This window comes from Chryseobacterium sp. 22532 (genome assembly GCF_052044665.1).
Taxonomy (GTDB): Bacteria; Bacteroidota; Bacteroidia; order Flavobacteriales; family Weeksellaceae; genus Chryseobacterium; species Chryseobacterium lathyri.
Map to the genome: position 1 here is coordinate 716,502 of NZ_JBQENJ010000003.1, position 21,823 is coordinate 738,324.

Sequence of the window (21,823 nt, forward strand, 5' to 3'; positions counted from 1 at the left end):
ATTGGTGTATCAAAGATAGATATCCAGTTTTATTATAAAGAAACTTAAATATACTTAAATGAACTCTTCTTTAACATTATGTTAAGTATATTTAAGGAATCCACTTCAATGCTTTCACTATTTCTAAGATTTTTGTAATTTGCATTCATAAAAATAAAAGTAAAAATAGAAATATGTCAACACTTACATTTGCCGAAAAAATTGCTCAAGCTGAGAATTTTTTACCTATCAACGGTACAGATTACATTGAGTTTTATGTAGGAAATGCTAAACAGGCTGCCCATTATTACAAAACCGCTTTCGGTTTTCAGTCTGTAGCATATGCTGGTCCTGAAACAGGAGTAAGAGACCGCGCTTCTTATGTTCTTCAGCAGGGGAAAATAAGATTGGTATTAACAACAGGGCTTAAATCCGACTCACCTGTCAGCGAGCACGTAAAAAAACATGGTGATGGAGTGAAAGTTTTGGCACTTTGGGTAGATGACGCTTACAAAGCTTTTGAAGAAACTACTGAAAGAGGCGGAAAACCATATCTGGAGCCTGTAACTTTAACAGATGAGAACGGTGAGGTAAGAATGTCCGGAATTTATACGTACGGAGAAACAATCCATATGTTTGTTGAAAGAAAAAACTACAAAGGCGCTTTCATGCCCGGATATGAAAAATGGGAAAGCGATTACAAGCCTGAAGAAACAGGTTTATTATACGTAGACCATTGTGTAGGAAACGTAGATTGGAACAGGATGATCCCTACCGTAGAATGGTACGAAAAAGTAATGGGATTTGTGAACATCCTTTCTTTTGATGACAAGCAGATCAATACAGAATATTCTGCATTAATGTCTAAAGTAATGTCCAATGGAAACGGATTTGCAAAATTCCCGATCAATGAGCCGGCAGAAGGTAAGAAGAAATCTCAGGTAGAAGAATATCTTGATTTCTATGAAGGTGAAGGGGTACAGCACATCGCTGTGGCTACAAAAGATATTATCCACACAGTAACCGAATTAAAAAAACGCGGGGTAGAGTTCCTTTCCGCTCCACCAGAGGCTTACTACGATATGGTTCCTGAAAGAGTTGGCCATATTGATGAAGATCTTAAAAAATTACAAGACTTAGGCATCCTTATTGATCATGATGAAGAAGGATACTTACTTCAGATCTTTACGAAGCCTGTAGAAGACCGTCCTACTCTATTCTTCGAAATCATTGAAAGACATGGTGCACAGAGTTTTGGTGCCGGAAATTTCAAAGCGTTATTTGAAGCATTAGAAAGAGAACAAGAAAGAAGAGGAAATCTTTAATTTAAATATAGAATACTAAGTTTTGTCAGGATGAAGGAGTCTTGGCAAAACTTTTTTTTAAAAAACACATTATGAGAAAATTTTTTATCGGGATTTTATTTTTCGGAACATTAGGGCTAAATGCTCAGTATGGAACTCTTAATGAAATTCTTAATCGTCTGGAAGAAAGAAAAGGCATCAATCAGCATCTTGAAAATGTAAATATTGACAACAAGAAGTTTATCTTCATTAAAGATGCAGAGGATCATACAGAAAGAGATTTTATTGTTATTAAAGGAAAAGATGCTACCTATGTAGAAGTTTTTGATGATAAAGCTACCGGCGAAAGCAGCTCAAATGTTTTTACAGGAGATATCATCAGGAAAAAAAACATTCTTTCTCTGAGAGCAGATAAACTTGAAAATAAAAAAGTTCCAATGCCTGTAACCAAAACTTTGCTGCTGACTAAGCAGGATAATATCCTGTATCTTATTGATGTCAATACCAAAGACAGGTGGATAGATGAGGCTTCTTATTCCAAAAAGAAATAATTCCCACAGAATCATGATTACGGATCTTTATGGATTCGCTATCTTACCATTTTTAATTTAATTCCAAAAAATTATGAAATCATTTGTAGAATATTCTTCAGATTCAGACTTTTCTATACATAATATTCCTTTCGGAGTAGCAGTTTTTAACAAAGAATATATCGGATGTTGCACAAGGATCGGAGATCAGGTCATCGATCTTGCCACTCTTTATGATCTTGGATATTTTGAAAATATTGAAGGACTGGATGATAATGTTTTTGAAGCCTACACCATCAACGAATTTATTGAACTGGGGAAACCTGTAACGAATGTAGTGCGCACAAGAATTCAGGAGCTCCTACAGGAAGGTTCTATCCTTTCAAAGGACGAAAAAACTATTGCAGATGCTTTCTACGACCTTGATAAAGTAAAAATGATGATGCCTGTGCACATTCCGAATTATACGGATTTTTACAGCAGCATTGAACATGCAACGAATGTTGGAAAAATGTTCCGTGACCCGGCCAATGCGCTGCTTCCGAACTGGAAACACCTTCCGGTAGGTTATCACGGAAGAGCTTCATCCATCGTTGTTTCAGGAACAGAAATCAACCGTCCGAAAGGTCAGACAAAACCTGCAGACGCTGAAAAACCGGTTTTCGGACCAAGCAAGCAGCTTGACTTTGAACTGGAAATGGCCTTCATTCTTAACAGAAACTCAGAAATGGGTGAAAGCATTTCTACAAAGGATGCTGAGGAAGCAATCTTTGGAATGGTGGTATTCAACGATTGGTCGGCAAGAGATATCCAGGCATGGGAGTATGTTCCGCTGGGACCTTTCCTTGGTAAAAATTTCGGCTCATCTATCTCTCCGTGGGTAGTTACCCTTGAAGCTTTAGAACCTTTCAGAACAGCCTCTCCAAAGCAGGACCCTGAAGTTTTAGACTATTTAAAGTTTGAGGGTGATAAAAATTACGATATCAATCTTGAAGTGTATTTACAGCCTGAAAACGGTGAAGAAAACCTGATTTCAGAAAGTAATTATAAATTTATGTACTGGAATATGGCTCAGCAATTAGCACATCATACGATAAACGGATGTAACGTGGAAGTTGGAGATTTATACGCCAGCGGAACCATTTCAGGAAGCGATCCGAAATCTTTCGGATCTATGCTGGAACTGACCTGGAGAGGACAAAATCCTTTACAGCTAAGCAATGGCCAGGAAAGAAAATTCATTGAAGATAACGATACAGTTACCATGAAAGCCTGGGCTGAAAAAGATGGCGTGAGAGTAGGTTTTGGTGAGGTTTCTGGTAAAATTATTCCTTCAATTTAATTCAATTTTAAATAAATAATCCGGATGCTTCGACTTCGCTCAGCATGACATCATTAAAAATTAATTGCTAATAAAAACGGCTAGTATTAAAAATGTCATGCTGAGCGAAGTCGAAGCATCTTTTTACATAATTTGAACACTTAAGCTTAATTGAGTGTTAAAAAACAGAATATGAAAACAGTAATACCCTCCGAATTATCCCCCGTACAGCTCCAGACCATCATGCAGACTGCCGTGTCACCGCGTCCGATCGCATTAGCTTCTACAGTAGATAAAAACGGAAATATTAATTTATCACCATTCAGCTTTTTTAATATGTTCAGTACGGTTCCACCTGTGCTGATCTTTTCACCTTCCAGACGAGTACGAGACAATACCACTAAACATACCCTGGAAAATATTTTGGAAGTTCCGGAAGTAGTGATCGGAACGGTGAATTTTCCTATTGTGCAGCAGATTTCTTTGGCTTCTACAGAATATGAAACCGGAGTCAATGAATTCATTAAATCCGGTCTGACCATGAAAGAGGCAGACCTTGTACAGCCCAAGCTTATTGAAGAATGTCCTGTTAACTTTGAATGTAAAGTTTTAGAAGTGAAGTCTCTGGGAGATCAGGGCGGTGCAGGAAATCTTGTGATCTGTGAGGTGCAGAAAATCCACATCAGGGAAGAATATCTGAACGAGGCTGGAAATTTGGATCAGCAAAAGCTGGATATGGTAGCCCGTTTAGGAGGTAACTGGTATTCCAGAAGCAATGAGAAAAGTCTTTTTGAAGTTCCGAAACCATTGGTTACAAAAGGAATCGGGTTTGACCTTCTGCCGGATTCCATTAAGTACAGTAAAGTATTTACAGGAAACGACCTGGGGATGCTCGCCAATGTAGAAATTCTCCCTCCCGGAGATTTTCATGCAGATGAGAACGTTCACCTGGATGCTCAGAAACTTCTTCTTGAGAGTAAAATTGAAGAAGCCTGGGCGCTTTTAATAATACAATAATTCTACACAATAAAAACCAGTCTGCAAAGGCTGGTTTTTTATTTATTAGCTATAAAATTAAATTGTTAAACGACACGCTTCATCAAATCAACTTGTAGATTTCTTCTTTGCTCTCTTAAATATATGTTCTGTTATTTTAAAACTTTGCATCAAAAAAATCGATAAAAAATACCTCATGTCACTGTGACGAAGCAATCTCAAAAAAGTTTCCTTCAACATTACTTCATATTCTTATTCAGAAAATCAATGCATTTTTCTGTAACGATATTCAGGTGATGGGGAAGATTTTTTTCAGTCCACGGTTCTTTTGATCCGAACGTATGATCTGCATTTTCAACCAGGAACAATTCTGAATTCGGATTCAGGATATGAAGATGTTCCGCATTTTTCACACTAACACTTTCGTCCTGGGTTCCGTGAATGATCAGCACATAAGCTTTGGCCATTTCTGTCGCTCTTTCCACATCAAAACGGTGAACATTCTTTTCATAATCTTCATAAAACTGGTAATAGTGAGGCATTTCCTGTTTTGTTCTTCCGTTCAGCACATAATACACACCTTCTTTTTTCCAGTTTTCCAGAGCTCCGTCTTTAGGGAAACGGTCTAAAGTATCTACACTTGCCAGAGTGATAAGTCCGTTGATCCTTTCGTCTTCAAATGTTTTTATAATGGAAATCCCTCCTCCTCTACTGTGCCCGATCAGAATTATTCTCTGGTCGTCTACGTTGGGATCTTTCACAAAATGATCGATTACAACACCGAGGTCCGAAAGCTCTTTTGAATAATTATTATTCCCGAAAGCTTCCAAATCACCAAAATTGTAAGGATCTTTAACAGTAGTTCCGTTATGGGATGAATTAAATTTCACAAAGAAAAAACCCGCTTCAGCAAACTTTTCAGCCATTAGATTCCATGCTCCCCAGTCTTTATACCCTTTATAACCATGAACAAAGATCACTAATGGCAGCTTTCCATTGGTTTCAGGATAAACTGTGTCAGCCAGAAAATCCCGGGTTTCTGCATTTTCCAGTTTTATATTAAGGTTTTTTATCAATTCCATATAAAAAATTTGATTACGATTCTTAAACAACAGGGACCAGCAATATTTCCCTTTAATCTAAATATAATAAAAAAAATTCATCTAGAAAAGTTAACCCCGGAAATGCTTAAATAGTTATCAAAATAACCTTATTTTTGCAGTATGCTGGATTTAAGAACGGTAACCGTCACACGTTACATTCTGCCTTTAAGAGAAGGCGGATCTCTTCCTGCTTTGGCAGAAGCTGATGATAATTTTAAATATGTACTGAAATTCCGGGGTGCAGGCCACGGAGTAAAGATGCTGATCTCCGAACTTCTGGGCGGCAAGATCACGGAGGCTTTGGGACTGAAGATTCCAGAGCTGGTATTTGTAAATCTGGATGCCGATTTTGGAAGAACAGAAGCAGATGAGGAAATTCAGGATTTACTGAAATTTTCAGAAGGCCTGAATTTGGGGCTGCATTATCTTTCGGGTTCCATCACTTATGATCCGGGGGTAAAGATAGATCCTCTTCTGGCTTCAAAAATTGTCTGGCTGGATGCGTTCATTACTAATATTGACCGCACTTTTAAGAATACAAATCTCCTGATGTGGCATAAAGAGCTTTGGGTCATCGATAATGGTGCTTCTTTTTATTTCCATCATTCGTGGCAGAATTTTGATACGGCTGCAAAGACCCCGTTCAAATACGTGAAGGACCATGTACTGCTCCCGAAAGCAAAAATGTTGGATGAAGCCGATCGATTTGCTCATGAGGTACTGAATGATAAACTGTTCAGGGAGATTGTCAATTTAATTCCTGAGGACTGGCTCCACTGGGATGACGCCGATGAAACTCCTGAAGAGATCCGTGAAATCTACTTCCAGTTCCTGAAAACAAGGTTAGAAAATTCTCAAATCTTTGTAAACGAAGCTAAAAATGCAAGAGGATAAAATATACGAATACGCTGTTATACGCCTGGTACCAAAAGTTGAAAGAGAAGAATTTTTCAATATAGGCCTTGTGATGTTTTCCAAAAAGGAGAAATTCATCCGCGTGGAGTTTTACTTATGTCCCGATAAATTCAAACTCATGCATAGCAAACTGGACTATGATGACGTCATCCAGAATCTTGAAAGCTTTCAAAAAATCGCTAATGGAGATAAGGAAGGTGGTCCTATCGCTCTGATGGATATTCCGGAACGTTTCCGCTGGCTGACCGCTGTAAGAAGTTCTGTGGTTCAGACTTCAAGACCTCATCCGGGAAAATCCAAAGACCTGGAAAAGACGTTTGGTAAACTTTTTGAGGAGTTAGTAAAATAACACTCCACCACAAAAAGTATTCTATGAAATCATCAATAAACAACATATCAATCTACAGGTTTTTCATAAACCTGTTTTTTGTTTTCTCCTTAGGTTTATCTAATTTAAGTTATTCACAAAATCAACCTGAATCAAATTCCACAAAAAGCAGTCTTCTGCCGGAAATATCATCAGTCTCAGAAAATATTGTTTATAAAACCAATGCAAAAGGAAATCCTGTTTCACTAGACCTCTATACTCCCAAAACTGTTTCAGACGACAAAATGCCCGTCGTCGTCTATGTACATGGAGGTGCATGGGTAAAAGGCGATAAAACCATCAGAGATGAAAGCTATATTGAAACATTCATTTCAAAGCTCCTGGATAAAAAATATGCGGTAATCAGTATCAATTATACGCTTCTGAATGACAGCATTCATTTCCCGCTTCCTGTAGAAGATACTAAAGATGCAGTAAGATGGGTAAGGAAAAATGCAGCAAAATATAAATTCGACTCGAACAATATTGGCTTTTTTGGGGCTTCATCTGGAGCACATCTCTCAATGCTCGCGGCATATACGCCAGACAACGAGTTTGCCGGAAGCCCAGAACTTTCTTCTTATTCTGCAAAGGTAAATTATGTGGTGGATCATTATGGTCCCTCAGACATGAATAAGCTGCTTCATACCCGACTCGGAAAAGTGCCTGTCTTTTTTTTCGGGCTGGCAGCAAAGAAAATCGTAGATCTCAGAACCAATCTTGTAAGAGGATTGTCAGGGTATGATATTAAAAAAGATAAAGCTAAAACAATAGAATACTTTAAAACCATTTCTCCGGTTACCTATGCTTCAGGTGGCGTCCCTACCTTAATCGTCCAAGGAAATAAAGACAAAGTAGTTCCTATGAAACAGTCTAAAAAGCTTCACAGAAAGCTCAAAAGAGAAAACATTCAGAACAGCCTGGTCATCGTAGAAGATGGCATTCATGGTTTCGGAACAACGGATAAGGGCTATATGGACAGCCTTACTGACCAGATGGTGGATTTTATCATTTCTCAAAGAAAATAACACATATATATCCTGAAACAAAATAAAATATAAAATATTATAAATCAATACATTAAATTATAAATATTCATAGCAAACGTAAAAATTGCAAGATTAATATATATTTCATCTTTTTTACTCATAAAATAATTAACTTGGCTTTTGTTTAAATTATTCTTAACAAAATATCCAATATTTTAATTATTCACTCCAAAAAAAACAGATGATATGGATTTTCTGAATAACACTAATGCACTCACCCTGATCTTTGTATCAGTACTTGTCTTTGCAATTGCTTATCGCTTTTACGGTATTTTCATTGCCAATAAAGTGCTCAGACTTAATGATAAAAACACTACTCCTGCAGTAGAATTTGCCGACGGTAAAGATTATGTAGCTACCAATAAGAATGTACTTTTCGGCCATCATTTTGCTGCGATTGCTGCTGCCGGCCCTTTGGTTGGGCCTGTACTGGCTGCTCAGTTTGGATATCTGCCCGGTGCATTATGGATCCTGATTGGATGTGTACTTGGCGGAGGCGTACATGATATGGTGGTTTTATTTGCTTCAGTACGGCATAAAGGACAGAGTCTGGCTACTATTGCCTCCAAAGAAATAGGTAAAGCAACAGGAACGGTTGCTGGCTTTGCTATTTTATTTATCCTTATTCTTACACTGGCTGGTTTGTCACTCGCCTGTATCAATGCAATGCATGAGGCTTCATGGTCTCTTTTTACCGTTGTAATCACTATGCCTATTGCAGTGATCATGGGCCTTATCATGAGATACAGAAAAAACAGTGTTCTTTTCGCCAGTATTTTAGGAGGTATACTTTTGGTGGCAGGCATTATTGGCGGCCATAGTTTGATGCAGAACGCAACAATGAATAATCTGTTTTCGTGGGATATTAAAACCATTTCTATTGCCATTCCATTGTATGGTTTTCTCGCTTCCGTACTGCCTGTATGGCTTCTTCTGGTTCCTCGAGATTATCTTTCGACCTATCTTAAAATAGGAACCATCATTATGCTTGCAGTGGGTGTGATTGTCATTCATCCAACAATTCAAATGCCTGCTCTTACGGAATTTGTAAAAGGTGGAGGTCCTGTTATAGGAGGTCCTGTGCTTCCTTTTATCTTTATAGTCATTGCATGTGGAGCAATTTCCGGCTTTCATGCAGTAATTGCAACAGGGACAACTCCCAAGATGCTTAATAAAGAAAAGGAAATTCTATTTGTAGGTTATGGAGCCATGCTTGTAGAAGGTTTCGTAGCTTTAATGGCTTTGATTGCTGCCTGTACATTAATGCCCGGTGATTATTTCGCCATCAATACTCCGAAGGAATCTTATGATGCTTTCCTTGCTGCACACCCTTCCCTCCATGGTGTAGATATCGATTATTATTCACAGAAAATAGGCATCGAACTTCACGGAAGAACCGGCGGGGCTGTATCTCTAGCCGTGGGAATGGCTCATATTTTTAATAAGATCCCATATATGGACCAGCTGACTGCATACTGGTATAATTTTGCCATTATGTTTGAAGCTGTATTTATTCTTACTGCCATTGATGCAGGAACAAGGGTGGGCCGTTTCTTTTTGCAGGAAATGTTGGGTTCAGTCATTCCAAAATTCAATGATAAGAACTGGGTTCCCGGAATTATTATCAGCAGCCTTTTATTTACTTTTGCCTGGGGCTATCTGGTATTTACGGGGAATGTAAGCAGTATCTGGCCGCTGTTCGGGATCAGTAACCAGCTGTTGGCAGCCTGCGGACTGATTGTCTGTACGACGATGTTGATCCGGATGAAAAGAGGCAAATATGCCCTGTGTTCTGCAATCCCCGGAGTGTTCATGGCTGGAATTACTTTCTGGGCCGGTTATATTCAGGTCACAGCAATCTATCTTCCCAAAGAACAATATCTACTGGCCACTTTAGCAGTTACGGCGATGGTACTGATGCTTATTGTGTTCATTGGGGCTTTTATCAAATGGTACCAGCTTCTGCAGATTAAGACCACCGAGATAGATTATTACGGAGAGCCTGTAAAAGAGCTTGTAGAAAGATAACCAGAATAAAACTAACATAAAAACAAAACCAGTCGGATGTCCCGGACTGGTTTTTTACTAATTATTATTTATTTAAAAATTGAAGTTGAGCCTTGTAAACACATACCTTCCGTTCTGGCCAAACTGGGATGTTGAACGGGAATAGATAAACTGGTCATTGTTGGTAGATGCTGTAAGATTTTTATCGGGATAAATATCAAAAAGGTTGTTTACTCCCAGTGTAAGCCCTACATTCTTTGTAAACTGATAGGCCAGTGAAAGGTCAGTAATGATTTTATGTCCGATCTGCTGATGTTCATTGAACCCTACGACTCCGTCACCATTAACATCAATAATATCTGCACCTGTCACTTTTCCGAAATAGGTATTTCTAAGATAGACACTTGCTTTTTTCCAGGCCAGCGTATGCGACAAACTTGCTTTTACCCTTGGAACCGCTTCTTCCAGATATACTCTGGATTTTTCAGAGAAATAGATTTTCTCAAGATTCGGAGACTGTAGAAGTCCTGAGGAATGAATATCCCCTACTTTCCTGGTCTCACTGATATTGGCGGCAAAGCTGTTATCGAGTTTTAAGCCGGAAAATCTTACGTTATGAGAAATCACAAGGTCTATTCCTTTTGTTTCCGTATCTATAGCATTCGTGAAGAACTGAGCCGCATTAACTCCCTGGGCATCAAAAGCAGCCTGTGCAGCAGCAGGTACATCTGCTCTTAAGAACTGATCCGTAAGAATGATCCTGTTGTTGATTCTTGTAAAATAACCGTCTGCTGTAAAAGTAAGGCTTGCGGAAGGAATCCTGTAAGTAAATCCTACACTGGCAGATTTGGAAGTTTCCTGCTTTAGTTTTGGCATTTCCAGCAATCCTGCAATGTCTGAATCATTGCTGAAGGTTCCTACCTCCAGAAGCTGGCTGTTTGTAAACAAAGTAGAGGTTACATTATAATAAATCTGGTGGATGGATGGTGCTCTGAACCCTGTAGAACCTGCCAGTCTTACATTAAAATTGGGAGCCACTCTGATCCTTGAAGCCAGCTTATAATTGAATGTAGATCCGAAATCTGAATAGTTCTCATATCTCGCTGCTGCATCTACCAATAACCAGTTGGTAAAATTGAATTCAACATCTGCATACGCTGCTACCGCCTGTCTATTCTTGTCTACGGCATTGACAGGTTTAAACCCGCTGAAAACCTGTGACCCTCCGGGAAGTGTATTTCCAAAGAAATCCGTACCTCTCGGGCTGGTATTATTCCATATATTTCCTGCCGCATCATAAGTGGTATATGAAGCTTCGTCACCCTGCGTGATTTTAAAGTTTTCATACCGGTGCTCTGCCCCGAAAGCCACATTGATACCATTCCAGACATCGTATTTTTTGGAAAAATCTAAATTGATGGTATTCTGGGAAAATCTTAAACCTCCTGCATCAAACTCATTAGGAGACGCAAAGCGTAAAGATGTATTTCCTGTGTCGCTGATATTATAGGTGAATGAATTCTGTCCGAATGTATTACTGAAATCAATATTCCAGCCGTCCCAGTTCCCCTTGATTCCTGCTGAAAGCGACAGATCCTGGATATCCGTTCCGATTTGCGGCAGGTAACCGTCTGGGTACAGCCCTGTAAAAGTTCTGCTCTGGTTAGGCCTTCTGTAGAATCCACCTGAGCTTCCGTGCCTGAAACTGTATCCGCCGAACGTATACACTTTCCAGTTATCATTAATAGGAACTTCAATATTGGCAAAAAGCTGATGATTGTTCAGTTTCGACTGTCCTACCTGCATATTGAAATCTTTTCTGTCCAGTCCTCTGTAAGCCAGCTCCTGATCTGTAACATCTCCTTTTAATAAACCTTGCAAAGCACCGATCGTATTGGCAGTCTGAATCTGATTCTGAAACTGAGGAGAAAAATAGCTTACACCCTGTGCATACTGATGAATATAATTAATAAGCTGCTGCGGATTGGGAACATTGTTAATATTGGAGAAAAGTGAGGAAAGATTCACCCCGTCATTCAGAGCACGTTTTTCAATAGCATTATACGCATTATAGATCGTTCCGCTTTCGGTGCCGGCTCTGAAGGTTGGATTTCGAAATTGTGAAGACCATGTAATATTATAAAAACCACCTTTATTCCCGATCTTATTTCCGTAATTAAGATCTACCTGAATATTCTGTCCATCAAAATTCCCGGTATGGTCATTGGCTGTCGGAGTTAAATTTCCACCATAACTTACCTGGCCGGTTAGTTTTCCGATATCCTTTTTCAGTTCAAGATTGATTACCCCTGCGATGGCATCTGATCCATACTGGGCTGAAGCTCCGTCACGCAACACCTCAATCCTGTTTAAAGCAAACGAAGGAATGGAGTTCAAATCGGTTCCTACTGTTCCTCTTCCCGGTGTTCCGTTCACATTGACCAATGCTGAAGTATGTCTTCTTTTTCCATTCACCAAAACCAGCACCTGATCCGGGCCTAATCCTCTCAGCTGGGCAGGGTCTAAATGGTCTGTTCCATCGGAATTGGTTTGAATGGTAGAGGTGAAAGAGGGCGCTATTGCGTTCAAAATCTGTCCTATACTGGATTGCGGAAGCACTACTGATGATTCTTTTATATTGAAGACGTCCACAGGAACCGGACTGTCTGTTTTGGATCGTGCGCCGGCTCTTGAACCCAGCACCACGACTTCTTCTACATTATTGGTTTTTACGCTGTCTTTTTCTTTTTCCTGCCCGAAAGCATAAGTTCCGAGAAAAAAAAGAACTGAAGCTGATAAAATAGTCTTTTTATTTTTCATACCCTTACATCAATTTATAGTTTATGTTTTTTTGAGTGGCAAATGTAAAACTAATTCATTAGTCTACAAAATTAATAGACTTTAATTTTATGAAAATTTAAGATAGTTCTGGTCTATTGTTCTTTAAATATGAATAACACTAATTTTTCACAAATGTTACCAAGATCACAAAGTACACTCTTGCCATTTGTGTTTGAATAAAAAAAACGGAATCCAAAGATGGAACCCGTTATAAAAATATTATCATCAGCTTCTATGCTGAAAATTAAACGTTATATTTTTGTAAGCTTAGCATATTTCAGGATAAGGTTTTTCTCTCCTTCATGTATGAAAATTACTTTGGCCTTAATATTCTGGGGATCTGTACCATCCAGAAAAGAAACTTCCCCTATTCCGAAACGGTCGTGTCTTACCTTGTCTCCTACTTCGATATCCTGTGAAGAAGCTCCACTTGGATTGATAATTTTCGCCGTACTTACCGGCTTCAGTTTTCTGACTTCCGGTGCAGGTTTTGAGCTGTCTCCTTTGTCAATGGTTTTCTTTTCAACCCGTCTAAATGCTTTTTGTTCGGAAGGATGCTCATCAAAAATATTGGATTTTATCCCTGTATTGTTGATGAATCTCTTTTCCAGAGCCGGATTTAGGAATTCAATATATTCATCATCAATTTCACTTAAGAATCTTGAAGGCTCTGCATCTGTAATTTTTCCCCATTGAAAACGTGAAACGGCATAGGAGAAAAACACCTGTTTTTCAGCTCTTGTCAGTGCCACATAAAATAAACGTCTTTCTTCTTCCAGATCTTCCCTTGTTGCTGAGCTCATAAAGCTCGGGAAAAGGTTTTCCTCAAGACCCACAAGGTGTACTACGGGGAATTCAAGACCTTTGGACAGGTGAATGGTCATTAAAGAAACCATATCTTCATCTGTATTTTTATCCTGAGTATCCGCAGAAAGGGCAATATTTTCAAGGAAATTCGGAAGGCTCGGATCTCCGTCTTCCAGCTGCATCTGCTCTTCAATGAATCCCTGCATAGAGTTCATCAATTCCTGTACGTTCTCTACCCGGGAAATTCCTTCAGGGGTCTGGTCGTCTTTTAAGAATTTAATCAGTCCACTTCGCTTGGCTACTTCCATAGCAACACTGTAAGCCGTATCGGTTTTCAGCAATACCTGGAAGGCTTTGATCATGGACCAGAAATCATTCAGTTTGGTTAAAACACCGTTGTTTAAGCCCAACTGCGGAGCATACATCGGCAGATTACTCAGTACCTGTGAAATAGTCACATTATGAGAATCTGCAAAAACGATCAGCTTATTCTGTGTGGTTTCTCCAATTCCTCTTGTAGGATAATTGATGATCCTCATCAATGCCTCCGAGTCATTTTCATTAACCAGAAGACGCAGATAGGCAATAAGATCTTTCACCTCCTTTCTCTGGTAGAAAGAAAGCCCTCCGTAAACTTTGTACGGGATATTTTTACGTCTCAGCGCGTCTTCAAATGCTCTGGTCTGTGAATTGGTCCTGTATAAAATTGCAAAATCACTGTACTTTCTCTGGTCGGTGTTTCTGAGTTCCCAGATGTTTCCGGCTACAAAATTCGCTTCATCAGCATCGGAAAGGGAACGGTATATTTTGATCTTATCCCCTTCTTCATTATCACTGAAAACATTCTTCTTGAACTGCTGTAAGTTTTTCGCAATGACAACGTTGGCCGCATTCACAATATTCTGGGTTGAACGGTAATTCTGCTCCAGGGAAACGGTTATCGCATCAGGATAATCTTTCTTAAAATTCAAGATGTTATAAATGTTTGCGCCACGGAAAGAATAAATGGACTGGGCATCATCCCCTACTACGCAGATATTTTCAAATTTTGAAGCCAGCGCTTTTACAATAAGATATTGGGAATGGTTGGTATCCTGGTACTCATCTACCATGATATACCTGAACCTGTCCTGATATTTGGCTAGCACTTCCGGAAAACGGGTCAGTAATTCATTGGTCTTTAGCAGTAAGTCATCAAAATCCATCGCCCCGTTCTTGAAACATGCTTCCACATACTTCTGGTAGATCTTCCCGATGAATTTCATATTGGCTTTTTCATCAGCTTCCATCAGTTCCGGATTGTTGAAATAAGCTTTTACCGTAATCAGATTGTTTTTGTATGTTGAAATTCTTGCCTGGACTTTTTTAGGTTTGTAAAGATCGGCATCGATATTCATGTCTTTGAGTACCTTTCTGATAACATTTAAGGCATCCTGCTGATCATAGATCGTAAAATTGGAAGGATATCCGAGGTAATGCCCTTCAATTCTCAGGATTCTTGCAAAAACAGAGTGAAAAGTTCCCATCCATAAACTTCTTGCATTGCTGTCTCCCACTACTTTTGCAATACGGTCTTTCATTTCGCGAGCCGCTTTGTTGGTAAAGGTTAATGCCAGGATGTTGAAAGGGTCAATTCCGTTGTGGATCAGGTGGGCAATACGCATGGTAAGCACACGTGTCTTTCCGGAACCTGCGCCTGCAAGCACCATCAAAGGTCCCTGTAGAGAGGTAACGGCTTCATATTGTGATTCATTGAGTCCTTTCAGATAATCCATACTGCAAAAAAATTTGGGAACACAAAATTAATGTATTCAAAGGACAATTCAAATTATGAGTTTAATTTAAAGAAAGTAAAAAATTGAATCGGGGTTTTCTTCGGCATCAGAACAGTTTTAATTGTTAGGGTTTTTCACACCAACTATTTTTCGTTCCGTATAAATTATATTCTTGTTGACAAAACTGTGGATTTATAAAGTTTTACAAATAAATTAAAAAATTAAAAAAAGTGGAGTAATTATGTAACAAATACTCTGTTTTCTCTACTAATCTATCCAAAACAATTTCTACTTTATGAAAAAGCGACTTCTTTCTGTGGCAGCAGCATCTTTCTTCGGAATGGTACTGAATGCACAGCAAATTAAATTTGAAGAGTATGACCTGCCAAACGGCCTTCACGTAATTCTTCATCAGGACAATTCTGCACCGGTAGTCACTACTGGGGTAATGTACCATGTAGGTGCGAAGGATGAAGTAAAGGGAAGAACAGGTTTTGCCCATTTCTTTGAACATCTTTTATTTGAAGGAACACCCAACATCAAAAGAGGGGACTGGTTCAAGATCGTTTCTTCAAACGGAGGTCAAAATAATGCGAACACGACGAATGACCGAACGTATTATTATGAGACTTTCCCTTCCAACAACGAGCAGCTTGGTCTTTGGATGGAAGCTGAAAGAATGCGTCACGCTGTCATTAACCAGGTGGGAGTAGATACTCAGAGAGAGGTTGTAAAAGAGGAGAAAAGATTAAGAATGGATAACCAGCCTTATGGAAACCTTTTCCCTACCATTCAGAAGAATTTATTTACGAATCACCCGTACAACTGGCCTACAATTGGTTCTATGGAAGATCTTAACTCTGCAAAACTGGAAGAGTTCCAGGCATTCTATAAAAAATATTATGTTCCGAACAATGCTACATTGGTAGTTGCAGGAGACATCAAGCCTGAGCAGACTAAAAAATGGATCCAGGAATATTACGGGGGAATTCCAAAAGGAACGCTTTATCCTAAAGATTTCCCGAAAGATGCTCCTATCACTCAGGAAAAGGAAGTAACGGCTACGGATCCGAACATCCAGCTTCCGGCATATATTTTTGCTTACAGAACTCCGGCTAATAAAGAAAAAGATGCCTATGTTCTTGATATGCTTTCATCTTATCTGAGCAATGGTAAGTCTTCAGTTTTATACAAAAAATTAGTTGACCAGGATAAAAAAGCGCTTGCTGTAGAGGCCTTCAATCAAGGACTTGAAGATTACAGTATTTTCGCATTCTTCGCAATCCCGATGGGGCAGACCACAAAGCAGACTTTACAGTCTGATATTGATGCAGAAATCAAAAAACTGCAGACAGGCCTGATCTCCGAGGAAGATTATCAGAAGCTTCAGAACCAGTATGAGAACCAGTTCGTAAATGCCAACTCAAGTATTCAGGGAATTGCAGCTTCATTGGCAACCAATCATGTTCTGATGGGTAATACCAACCTGATCAATAAGGAAATCGACATTTACAGATCGATCACGAGACAGGATCTGCAGAATGCGGCTAAAAAGTATCTGAATTCTAATCAAAGAGTAATCATTAATTACGTTCCTGAAAAAAAGTAATCATTTAAAACTCAGGTTTGAAATATGATTATTAAAAATTAAATTTTTACAAATGAAAAAGCAATTAACATATATAGCTGCAGCGTTTTTATTCGCAGGAACGGTTTCAGCACAAAAAATTGACCTTAATGCAATGCCGAAACCGGGACCTACTCCTGCGATCAACATTGCAAAACCAAAAACTTTCCAGCTAAGCAATGGTCTTACGGTAATGGTTGTGGAAAACAATAAATTACCAAGAGTAAACACTACTCTTTCTATGGACAGACCGCCTTTCCTCGAAGGAAGCGTAACCGGAGTAAGCTCTATCATGGCTGAGCAGTTTGAAAACGGAACAACCAATCTGAGCAAAGAGGATTTTAATAAAAAAGTAGATTATCTGGGAGCTAACTTAAGCTTTTCTTCCAGCGGTGCTTTTGCAAACTCTCTTTCAAAATATTTCCCTGAGGTATTGGGTTTAATGGCCGATGCAATTATTAATCCTAAATTTTCTGCGGAAGAAATTCAAAATTCAAAAGAAAGAGCTGTAGAAGGATTAAAAGCTGAAGAGAAAAATGCTTCTTCTATCGCTTCTAAAGTTTCCAATGCATTAATGTATGGTAAAAATACAGCCAGAGGTGAATTTGAAACCGTGGAAACGATCAACAAGATCCAGTTAGCTGACGTACAAAACGTTTATAAAAAATATTACGCTCCTGACAATGCTTATTTAGTGATTGTAGGTGATGTGAAATTTGATAAGGTAAAATCACTGGTAGAAAAAGCTTTCAGCGGATGGAAAAAGGCCAACACACCGGCAACTGCACTGGAACCGGCTTCCAATCTTGCTAAAACAGAGATTAATGTAGTAGATGTTCCTTCGGCTGTACAGTCTGTGGTTTCGGTGAATAACCTGAACAATCTTAAAATGAAAGATCCGAATTATTTTGCTGCTACAATGGCCAATTATATCTTAGGTGGAGGCGGTGAAGCGAGACTTTTCATGAACCTTCGTGAAAAGAACGGATTCACTTATGGTGCTTATTCTAGTATGAATGCCGGTAAATATTCTTCTGATTTCTCTGCTGATGCCAGTGTAAGAAATGAGGTTACGGATAAAGCGGTTAAGGAATTTATGAATGAGCTTAATGCTATTTCTACCGTAAAACCCGAAGAACTGGAAAATGCCAAGGCTAAGCTGAAAGGATCTTTCATCATGTCTCTGGAAAAGCCGGAAACAATTGCAAAATTTGCTTTAAACCAAAAGGTTCAGGATCTGCCTTCTGATTTCTACACCAATTATTTAAAGTCGATTGATAAAGTGACTGCTGCAGATATTTCCAATGCTGTAAAAGCTACTATTTTACCAAACCAAAGCAGAATTTTCATAGCCGGTAAGGCTTCTGATATTTCTGAAGGGCTTGAAAAACTGGGTTATCCTGTAAAATATTACGATAAAGAAGCCAATCCGGTAGCAAAGCCGACTGCACAAAAAGCTGATGCCAGTGTAAGTGTCGCTTCTATTGCTGATAAATACATCAATGCAATAGGAGGAAAAGCAAATCTTGCAAAAATTTCTTCTTATACAATGAACGCTTCGATGTCTATGCAGGGACAGAATATTGATTTTAAAATCATAAAAGCTCAGGGTGGAAAGGAACTGACATCAGTTACTGCTATGGGACAGGTTGTTCAAAAGCAGGTTTTTGATGGAAAACAAGGATATTCTGAGCAAATGGGACAGAAAGCCCCTATGAAACCGGAACAAATTGTTGAAAAACAGAAAAATACTGAACTGTTTGAAGAATTGGGTTTCGCAAAATCTTCAGATTACAAAGTAGCTGGAATTGAAAAAATAGGCGGTGAAGATTCCTACGCTGTAAAAGGGAACAATGTAACGTATTACTATAGTGTAGCTACGGGATTGAAAACAGGAGAAACCAGAACTGCGAAAGCGCAGGGACAGGAAGTAACCATCCCTACCACTTTCTCTAATTACAAGGATGTAAATGGTGTGAAAATGCCATATACGATCTCAATAAATCAAATGGGCATGGACATGGTTATGAATGTAAAATCTTACGAAGTGAACCAGGCTAAAGATTCTGATTTTAAATAAAGAATAGTCTTTTTTATAGAAAAAATGGCAGCTGGCGCTGCCGTTTTTATTTTTAATAACATTTACCCTGATCTTCTTTGCCATTCGGTAAAAAAAGATTAAATTTGCCCATTCAAAAAGATATCAGAATTAATGGATACTATATTTACACTATTGATGGTTCTTGTTATGATTGCCAGCATCTTATTGGTAATCATCGTTATGGCTCAAAATCCTAAAGGAGGAGGCCTTTCCAGTACTTTCGGAGGTGCATCACCTGCACAGTTCGGAGTACAGAGAACCAATGATTTCATGGAAAAAGCAACATGGACTCTGGGCGCAGTAATCATCGTTCTTATCCTTATAAGCGTTGTGATCACAGGTAAGCCTACAACAGCAGCTCCTACACAGCAGCAGCCAGTGAAGAAAGAAACTACAGCTCCGGCTAAACAATCTGCTCCAGCGGCTACTACCACTACTCCGGCTCAGACACCTGTAGCTCCGGCAAAATAATAACAGATTTATCTTATATATAACAAAAGCAGTTCAAATTGAACTGCTTTTTTATTTTAGCTTGATCTTCTCGATCTTGTGACGAAGCCTTAGTCCTGCTTTTAAGAATGAATACTGCATAGGCTTAGATTCTCTGTAATATTTATCAATAAAGATCTGCATAGCTCCATAAAACCGGTCAAGATACACCTCATCTTTAATAGTACTCTCTCCTTTATGATGGAGAAGGGAAGCCTTTCCATAATAATAGTTTTTATAACCGTTTCTCAACAGCGTATAGCACAGATCAATGTCTTCCCCGTACATAAAATATGTTTCATCCAGCCCACCAATTTTTTCGTAGACCTCCTTTCTGATCAATAAAAAAGCTCCGGTAACCACATCTGCTTCTGCAACTGCAGTTTCATCAATATCACTTCTGTAATAGGATTTTGAATTACTTCTTTTAAAGTTCGTAAACAGTTTTTCAAAAGAATTGAACATATCCGGTACTGAGCGTTTACTTTCAGGCAGAAAGTTCCCCTCTGCATCATGCATTCTTACTCCAAGACATCCGAAATCCGGCTTAGAATCAGCAAAATCAAGAATATCTTTCATATAATATCCTTCCAGTTCGGTATCCGGATTTAAAAGAAGAACATATTCTCCGGCTGCTGTTTTTATCGCTTTGTTATTGGCAACAGCAAAACCTTCATTATGCTCAGAAGATATAAAATGTACCTTGGGAAATTCCGGAATAAGATCTCCCCAGGAAGTATCTGTTGATGCATTATCTATAACAATTACTTCATAATCCTCTCCTTCTGTATATTTCTGAACAGACAGAAGGCAATTTCTCAGCAGCCTGGTTACATTATAATTGACAATGATTATCGACAGCTTCATATTAGTCCTTTTCGTTGTATGGCAACCTGTTAATAATGGATCTTCCCAAAGATACTTCATCCGCATATTCCAGCTCGTCTCCTACTGAGATTCCTCTGGCAATGCTTGAAAAACTAACCTTAAAGTTTTTAAATTTTTTGTAAATATAATAGGCTGTTGTATCCCCTTCCATTGTGGCACTTAACGCAAAAATAAATTCTTTTACCCCGCCTTCATTCACTTTTCTTTCAATACTCGGTATATTCAGCTGATTGGGTCCAACGCCTTCCATCGGTGATATTTTCCCACCCAAGATTAGGTATTTCCCTGTAAACTTTCCTGTATTTTCAATGGCAATTACGTCACGTACATCTTCAACGATACAGATCAGCTCGCTGTTTCTTTTCTCATTGCTGCAGATCTCACAAACGTCAAAATCTGAAAAATTATGACATTCTTTACAGTATTTTATTTCGTTAACAAGGTTGATTAATGAGTTTCCAAGTCCTATTGCTCTGGAACTGGGTTGTTTTAACAGATGCAATGCCAATCTCAGCGCTGTTTTTCTCCCGATTCCGGGCAGCCCTGAAATTTCGTCTACGGCTTTTGCTAAAACTTTACTAGGGTAATCCATAACTACAAAAATAAGGAATATTGTTGAGAATTGGGTGTGTTTCAGAGTTAGAGAGTCGGAGAGTTTTTAGGGTTTTAACATGGTGGAATTATAAGTTTCAGGGGCTCTATTCCGGGATGCGGGTTTGAGCGTTGGAGGGGTTTAGAGTATGTAGGTATAAAAGGGTTGATGATTATATTATTTAAGGCCCGTATTTAATAAACTAAAACCTGACATGTTCAGAAATATAAAATAAAAAAAAACAATATCTGGAGGCTGAGGCACCGAAGCCACCAATACTCATAATCTGAAATCTGGCATCTTGATTCTTGACTCTTATATCGTGGTTCGCTCACTCACCATTCACTTGCAAGGCAAAATTCACCATTGGCATTTTCCAACCTGAATCTCAGCCTTACCCTAAAGTCTCATGTCTGAAATCTGGCATCTGATATCTAAAATCCTGGTTCTTGACTCTTGGTTCTTGGTTCTTAGTTCTAAAAAAAACCTCTATCTTTGGGGTTCTAATATGAAAAAAATAAACTAATGGTACTTAAAAACCTAAATTATCCTCTGGATTTCAAATTTAAAATCTCCACTCTGGCAAGTGATTTCAATATTACTGACAGAAACGGGAACTATGTAGCGTATGTCCGTCAGAAAATGTTCAAGCTGAAGGAAGATGTTATTGTTTTCAATGACGAAAGCAAATCTAAAGAGCTTTTCAGGATCAAAGCCAATCAATGGATCGATTTCAATGCTTCTTATTCTTTAAATGACCTTACCGACAACAAAAATTACGGAAGACTGGCAAGAAAAGGGATGCGCTCTCTGTGGAAATCTACTTATGACATCCTGGATTCAAATGACCAACCCAAATTCACGGTTGCAGAGGATAATGCATGGACAAAATTCTTTGATGGAATGGTGAGTGAGATTCCAATTATAGGAATGTTCACAGGATATTTTCTTAACCCCGCTTATACCGTAAGAGGTATTGACGGAAAGGAATATTTTAAACTTAAAAAAATGCCTTCGTTCTTCGGAAGAAGATTCCAGCTTGACAGAATGATCGATATTGATGACGAAGACGAAAGTTTAGTGATCTTATCATTACTGATGATGGTTCTTCTGGAAAGAGCAAGAGGCTAAA

17 protein-coding genes are annotated in these 21,823 nt (G+C 38.7%); 12 read left to right on the forward strand and 5 right to left on the reverse strand.

Translation table 11 applies throughout. The features are described 5' to 3' along the window. Nucleotides 1-173: 173 nt before the first annotated feature. The 4 genes from hppD (at nt 174) to ACTJIV_RS11155 (ending at nt 4,151) form a co-directional block, all read left to right on the forward strand. The gene (gene hppD, locus ACTJIV_RS11140) at nt 174-1,304 is read left to right on the forward strand and encodes a 4-hydroxyphenylpyruvate dioxygenase (protein WP_111955716.1); all 1,131 of its coding nucleotides are present in this window, start codon (nt 174-176) and stop codon (nt 1,302-1,304) included. A gap of 71 nt (nt 1,305-1,375) precedes the next feature. Then, nucleotides 1,376-1,834 carry a hypothetical protein gene (locus tag ACTJIV_RS11145; protein ID WP_111955714.1) on the forward strand — a complete coding sequence of 153 codons (459 nt, stop codon included), beginning with the start codon at nt 1,376-1,378 and terminating at the stop codon, nt 1,832-1,834. 73 nt (nt 1,835-1,907) lie between these two features. Further along, on the forward strand, nt 1,908-3,155 hold the full coding sequence (gene fahA / locus ACTJIV_RS11150; protein ID WP_440627473.1) for a fumarylacetoacetase: 1,248 nt from the start codon (nt 1,908-1,910) through the stop codon (nt 3,153-3,155). 171 nt (nt 3,156-3,326) lie between these two features. Continuing rightward, entirely contained in the window at nt 3,327-4,151 is an 825-nt protein-coding gene (locus ACTJIV_RS11155; protein ID WP_440627475.1) for a flavin reductase family protein, read from the forward strand. Nucleotides 4,152-4,369: 218 nt separating this feature from the next. On the opposite strand, the gene ACTJIV_RS11160 is transcribed toward ACTJIV_RS11155, so the two are convergent. Beyond that, the gene (locus ACTJIV_RS11160; RefSeq protein ID WP_440627477.1) at nt 4,370-5,212 is read right to left on the reverse strand and encodes an alpha/beta hydrolase family protein; all 843 of its coding nucleotides are present in this window, start codon (nt 5,210-5,212) and stop codon (nt 4,370-4,372) included. Between the two features lie 141 nt (nt 5,213-5,353). Here ACTJIV_RS11160 and ACTJIV_RS11165 point away from each other — a divergent pair, with 141 nt between their 5' ends. The 4 genes from ACTJIV_RS11165 to ACTJIV_RS11180 all read left to right on the forward strand — a co-directional run bounded on the left by ACTJIV_RS11165 (nt 5,354) and on the right by ACTJIV_RS11180 (nt 9,592). After that, nucleotides 5,354-6,127, forward strand: a complete 774-nt coding sequence (locus ACTJIV_RS11165; protein ID WP_111955706.1) for a HipA family kinase — start codon at nt 5,354-5,356, stop codon at nt 6,125-6,127. Next, nucleotides 6,114-6,497, forward strand: coding sequence for a DUF3037 domain-containing protein (locus ACTJIV_RS11170; protein WP_111955704.1), 384 nt, complete (start codon nt 6,114-6,116; stop codon nt 6,495-6,497). The genes ACTJIV_RS11165 and ACTJIV_RS11170 overlap by 14 nt, the downstream gene beginning before the upstream one ends. 23 nt (nt 6,498-6,520) lie before the next feature. Continuing rightward, entirely contained in the window at nt 6,521-7,543 is a 1,023-nt protein-coding gene (locus tag ACTJIV_RS11175) for an alpha/beta hydrolase fold domain-containing protein (protein WP_440627480.1), read from the forward strand. A gap of 207 nt (nt 7,544-7,750) precedes the next feature. Then, nucleotides 7,751-9,592 carry a carbon starvation CstA family protein gene (locus tag ACTJIV_RS11180; RefSeq protein WP_440627482.1) on the forward strand — a complete coding sequence of 614 codons (1,842 nt, stop codon included), beginning with the start codon at nt 7,751-7,753 and terminating at the stop codon, nt 9,590-9,592. 72 nt (nt 9,593-9,664) lie between these two features. Here the strand turns inward: ACTJIV_RS11180 and ACTJIV_RS11185 are convergent, their stop codons facing one another. Both ACTJIV_RS11185 and ACTJIV_RS11190 read right to left on the reverse strand, forming a co-directional pair. Next, nucleotides 9,665-12,391 (reverse strand): TonB-dependent receptor plug domain-containing protein, encoded by a 2,727-nt coding sequence (locus ACTJIV_RS11185; protein WP_440627484.1) that lies wholly within the window; start codon nt 12,389-12,391, stop codon nt 9,665-9,667. 272 nt (nt 12,392-12,663) lie between these two features. Next, nucleotides 12,664-14,994: an ATP-dependent helicase gene (locus tag ACTJIV_RS11190; protein WP_223558465.1), complete on the reverse strand. Its 2,331-nt coding sequence runs from the start codon at nt 14,992-14,994 to the stop codon at nt 12,664-12,666. Nucleotides 14,995-15,289: 295 nt separating this feature from the next. On the opposite strand from ACTJIV_RS11190, the gene ACTJIV_RS11195 reads away from it, so the two are divergent. The 3 genes from ACTJIV_RS11195 to secG all read left to right on the forward strand — a co-directional run bounded on the left by ACTJIV_RS11195 (nt 15,290) and on the right by secG (nt 19,193). Next, a complete protein-coding gene (locus tag ACTJIV_RS11195) occupies nt 15,290-16,603 on the forward strand; it encodes a M16 family metallopeptidase (protein ID WP_440627486.1) in 1,314 nt (437 codons plus the stop codon). 52 nt (nt 16,604-16,655) lie between these two features. Then, a complete protein-coding gene (locus ACTJIV_RS11200) occupies nt 16,656-18,701 on the forward strand; it encodes a M16 family metallopeptidase (protein WP_440627488.1) in 2,046 nt (681 codons plus the stop codon). A gap of 132 nt (nt 18,702-18,833) precedes the next feature. Further along, the gene (secG, locus tag ACTJIV_RS11205; protein WP_111955690.1) at nt 18,834-19,193 is read left to right on the forward strand and encodes a preprotein translocase subunit SecG; all 360 of its coding nucleotides are present in this window, start codon (nt 18,834-18,836) and stop codon (nt 19,191-19,193) included. A gap of 51 nt (nt 19,194-19,244) precedes the next feature. On the opposite strand, the gene ACTJIV_RS11210 is transcribed toward secG, so the two are convergent. After that, nucleotides 19,245-20,078: a glycosyltransferase family 2 protein gene (locus tag ACTJIV_RS11210; RefSeq protein ID WP_440627491.1), complete on the reverse strand. Its 834-nt coding sequence runs from the start codon at nt 20,076-20,078 to the stop codon at nt 19,245-19,247. A gap of 1 nt (nt 20,079) precedes the next feature. After that, nucleotides 20,080-20,691 (reverse strand): recombination mediator RecR, encoded by a 612-nt coding sequence (recR, locus tag ACTJIV_RS11215; RefSeq protein ID WP_111955686.1) that lies wholly within the window; start codon nt 20,689-20,691, stop codon nt 20,080-20,082. A 525-nt stretch (nt 20,692-21,216) separates the two neighbouring features. Here recR and ACTJIV_RS11220 point away from each other — a divergent pair. Further along, the gene (locus ACTJIV_RS11220; protein WP_111955684.1) at nt 21,217-21,822 is read left to right on the forward strand and encodes a hypothetical protein; all 606 of its coding nucleotides are present in this window, start codon (nt 21,217-21,219) and stop codon (nt 21,820-21,822) included. The last annotated feature ends 1 nt before the right edge of the window (nt 21,823 follow it).

Bases quoted from the DNA above. Each gene is read 5' to 3' on its own strand.
- ACTJIV_RS11160 (WP_440627477.1), bottom strand. From the start codon at position 5,212: ATGGAATTGATAAAAAACCTTAATATAAAACTGGAAAATGCAGAAACC.
- ACTJIV_RS11195 (WP_440627486.1), top strand. From the start codon at position 15,290: ATGAAAAAGCGACTTCTTTCTGTGGCAGCAGCATCTTTCTTCGGAATG.
- ACTJIV_RS11190 (WP_223558465.1), bottom strand. From the start codon at position 14,994: ATGGATTATCTGAAAGGACTCAATGAATCACAATATGAAGCCGTTACC.
- ACTJIV_RS11210 (WP_440627491.1), bottom strand. From the start codon at position 20,078: ATGAAGCTGTCGATAATCATTGTCAATTATAATGTAACCAGGCTGCTG.
- recR (WP_111955686.1), bottom strand. From the start codon at position 20,691: ATGGATTACCCTAGTAAAGTTTTAGCAAAAGCCGTAGACGAAATTTCA.
- secG (WP_111955690.1), top strand. From the start codon at position 18,834: ATGGATACTATATTTACACTATTGATGGTTCTTGTTATGATTGCCAGC.
- ACTJIV_RS11170 (WP_111955704.1), top strand. From the start codon at position 6,114: ATGCAAGAGGATAAAATATACGAATACGCTGTTATACGCCTGGTACCA.
- ACTJIV_RS11175 (WP_440627480.1), top strand. From the start codon at position 6,521: ATGAAATCATCAATAAACAACATATCAATCTACAGGTTTTTCATAAAC.
- ACTJIV_RS11165 (WP_111955706.1), top strand. From the start codon at position 5,354: ATGCTGGATTTAAGAACGGTAACCGTCACACGTTACATTCTGCCTTTA.
- ACTJIV_RS11155 (WP_440627475.1), top strand. From the start codon at position 3,327: ATGAAAACAGTAATACCCTCCGAATTATCCCCCGTACAGCTCCAGACC.
- ACTJIV_RS11180 (WP_440627482.1), top strand. From the start codon at position 7,751: ATGGATTTTCTGAATAACACTAATGCACTCACCCTGATCTTTGTATCA.
- fahA (WP_440627473.1), top strand. From the start codon at position 1,908: ATGAAATCATTTGTAGAATATTCTTCAGATTCAGACTTTTCTATACAT.
- hppD (WP_111955716.1), top strand. From the start codon at position 174: ATGTCAACACTTACATTTGCCGAAAAAATTGCTCAAGCTGAGAATTTT.
- ACTJIV_RS11185 (WP_440627484.1), bottom strand. From the start codon at position 12,391: ATGAAAAATAAAAAGACTATTTTATCAGCTTCAGTTCTTTTTTTTCTC.
- ACTJIV_RS11145 (WP_111955714.1), top strand. From the start codon at position 1,376: ATGAGAAAATTTTTTATCGGGATTTTATTTTTCGGAACATTAGGGCTA.
- ACTJIV_RS11220 (WP_111955684.1), top strand. From the start codon at position 21,217: ATGGTACTTAAAAACCTAAATTATCCTCTGGATTTCAAATTTAAAATC.
- ACTJIV_RS11200 (WP_440627488.1), top strand. From the start codon at position 16,656: ATGAAAAAGCAATTAACATATATAGCTGCAGCGTTTTTATTCGCAGGA.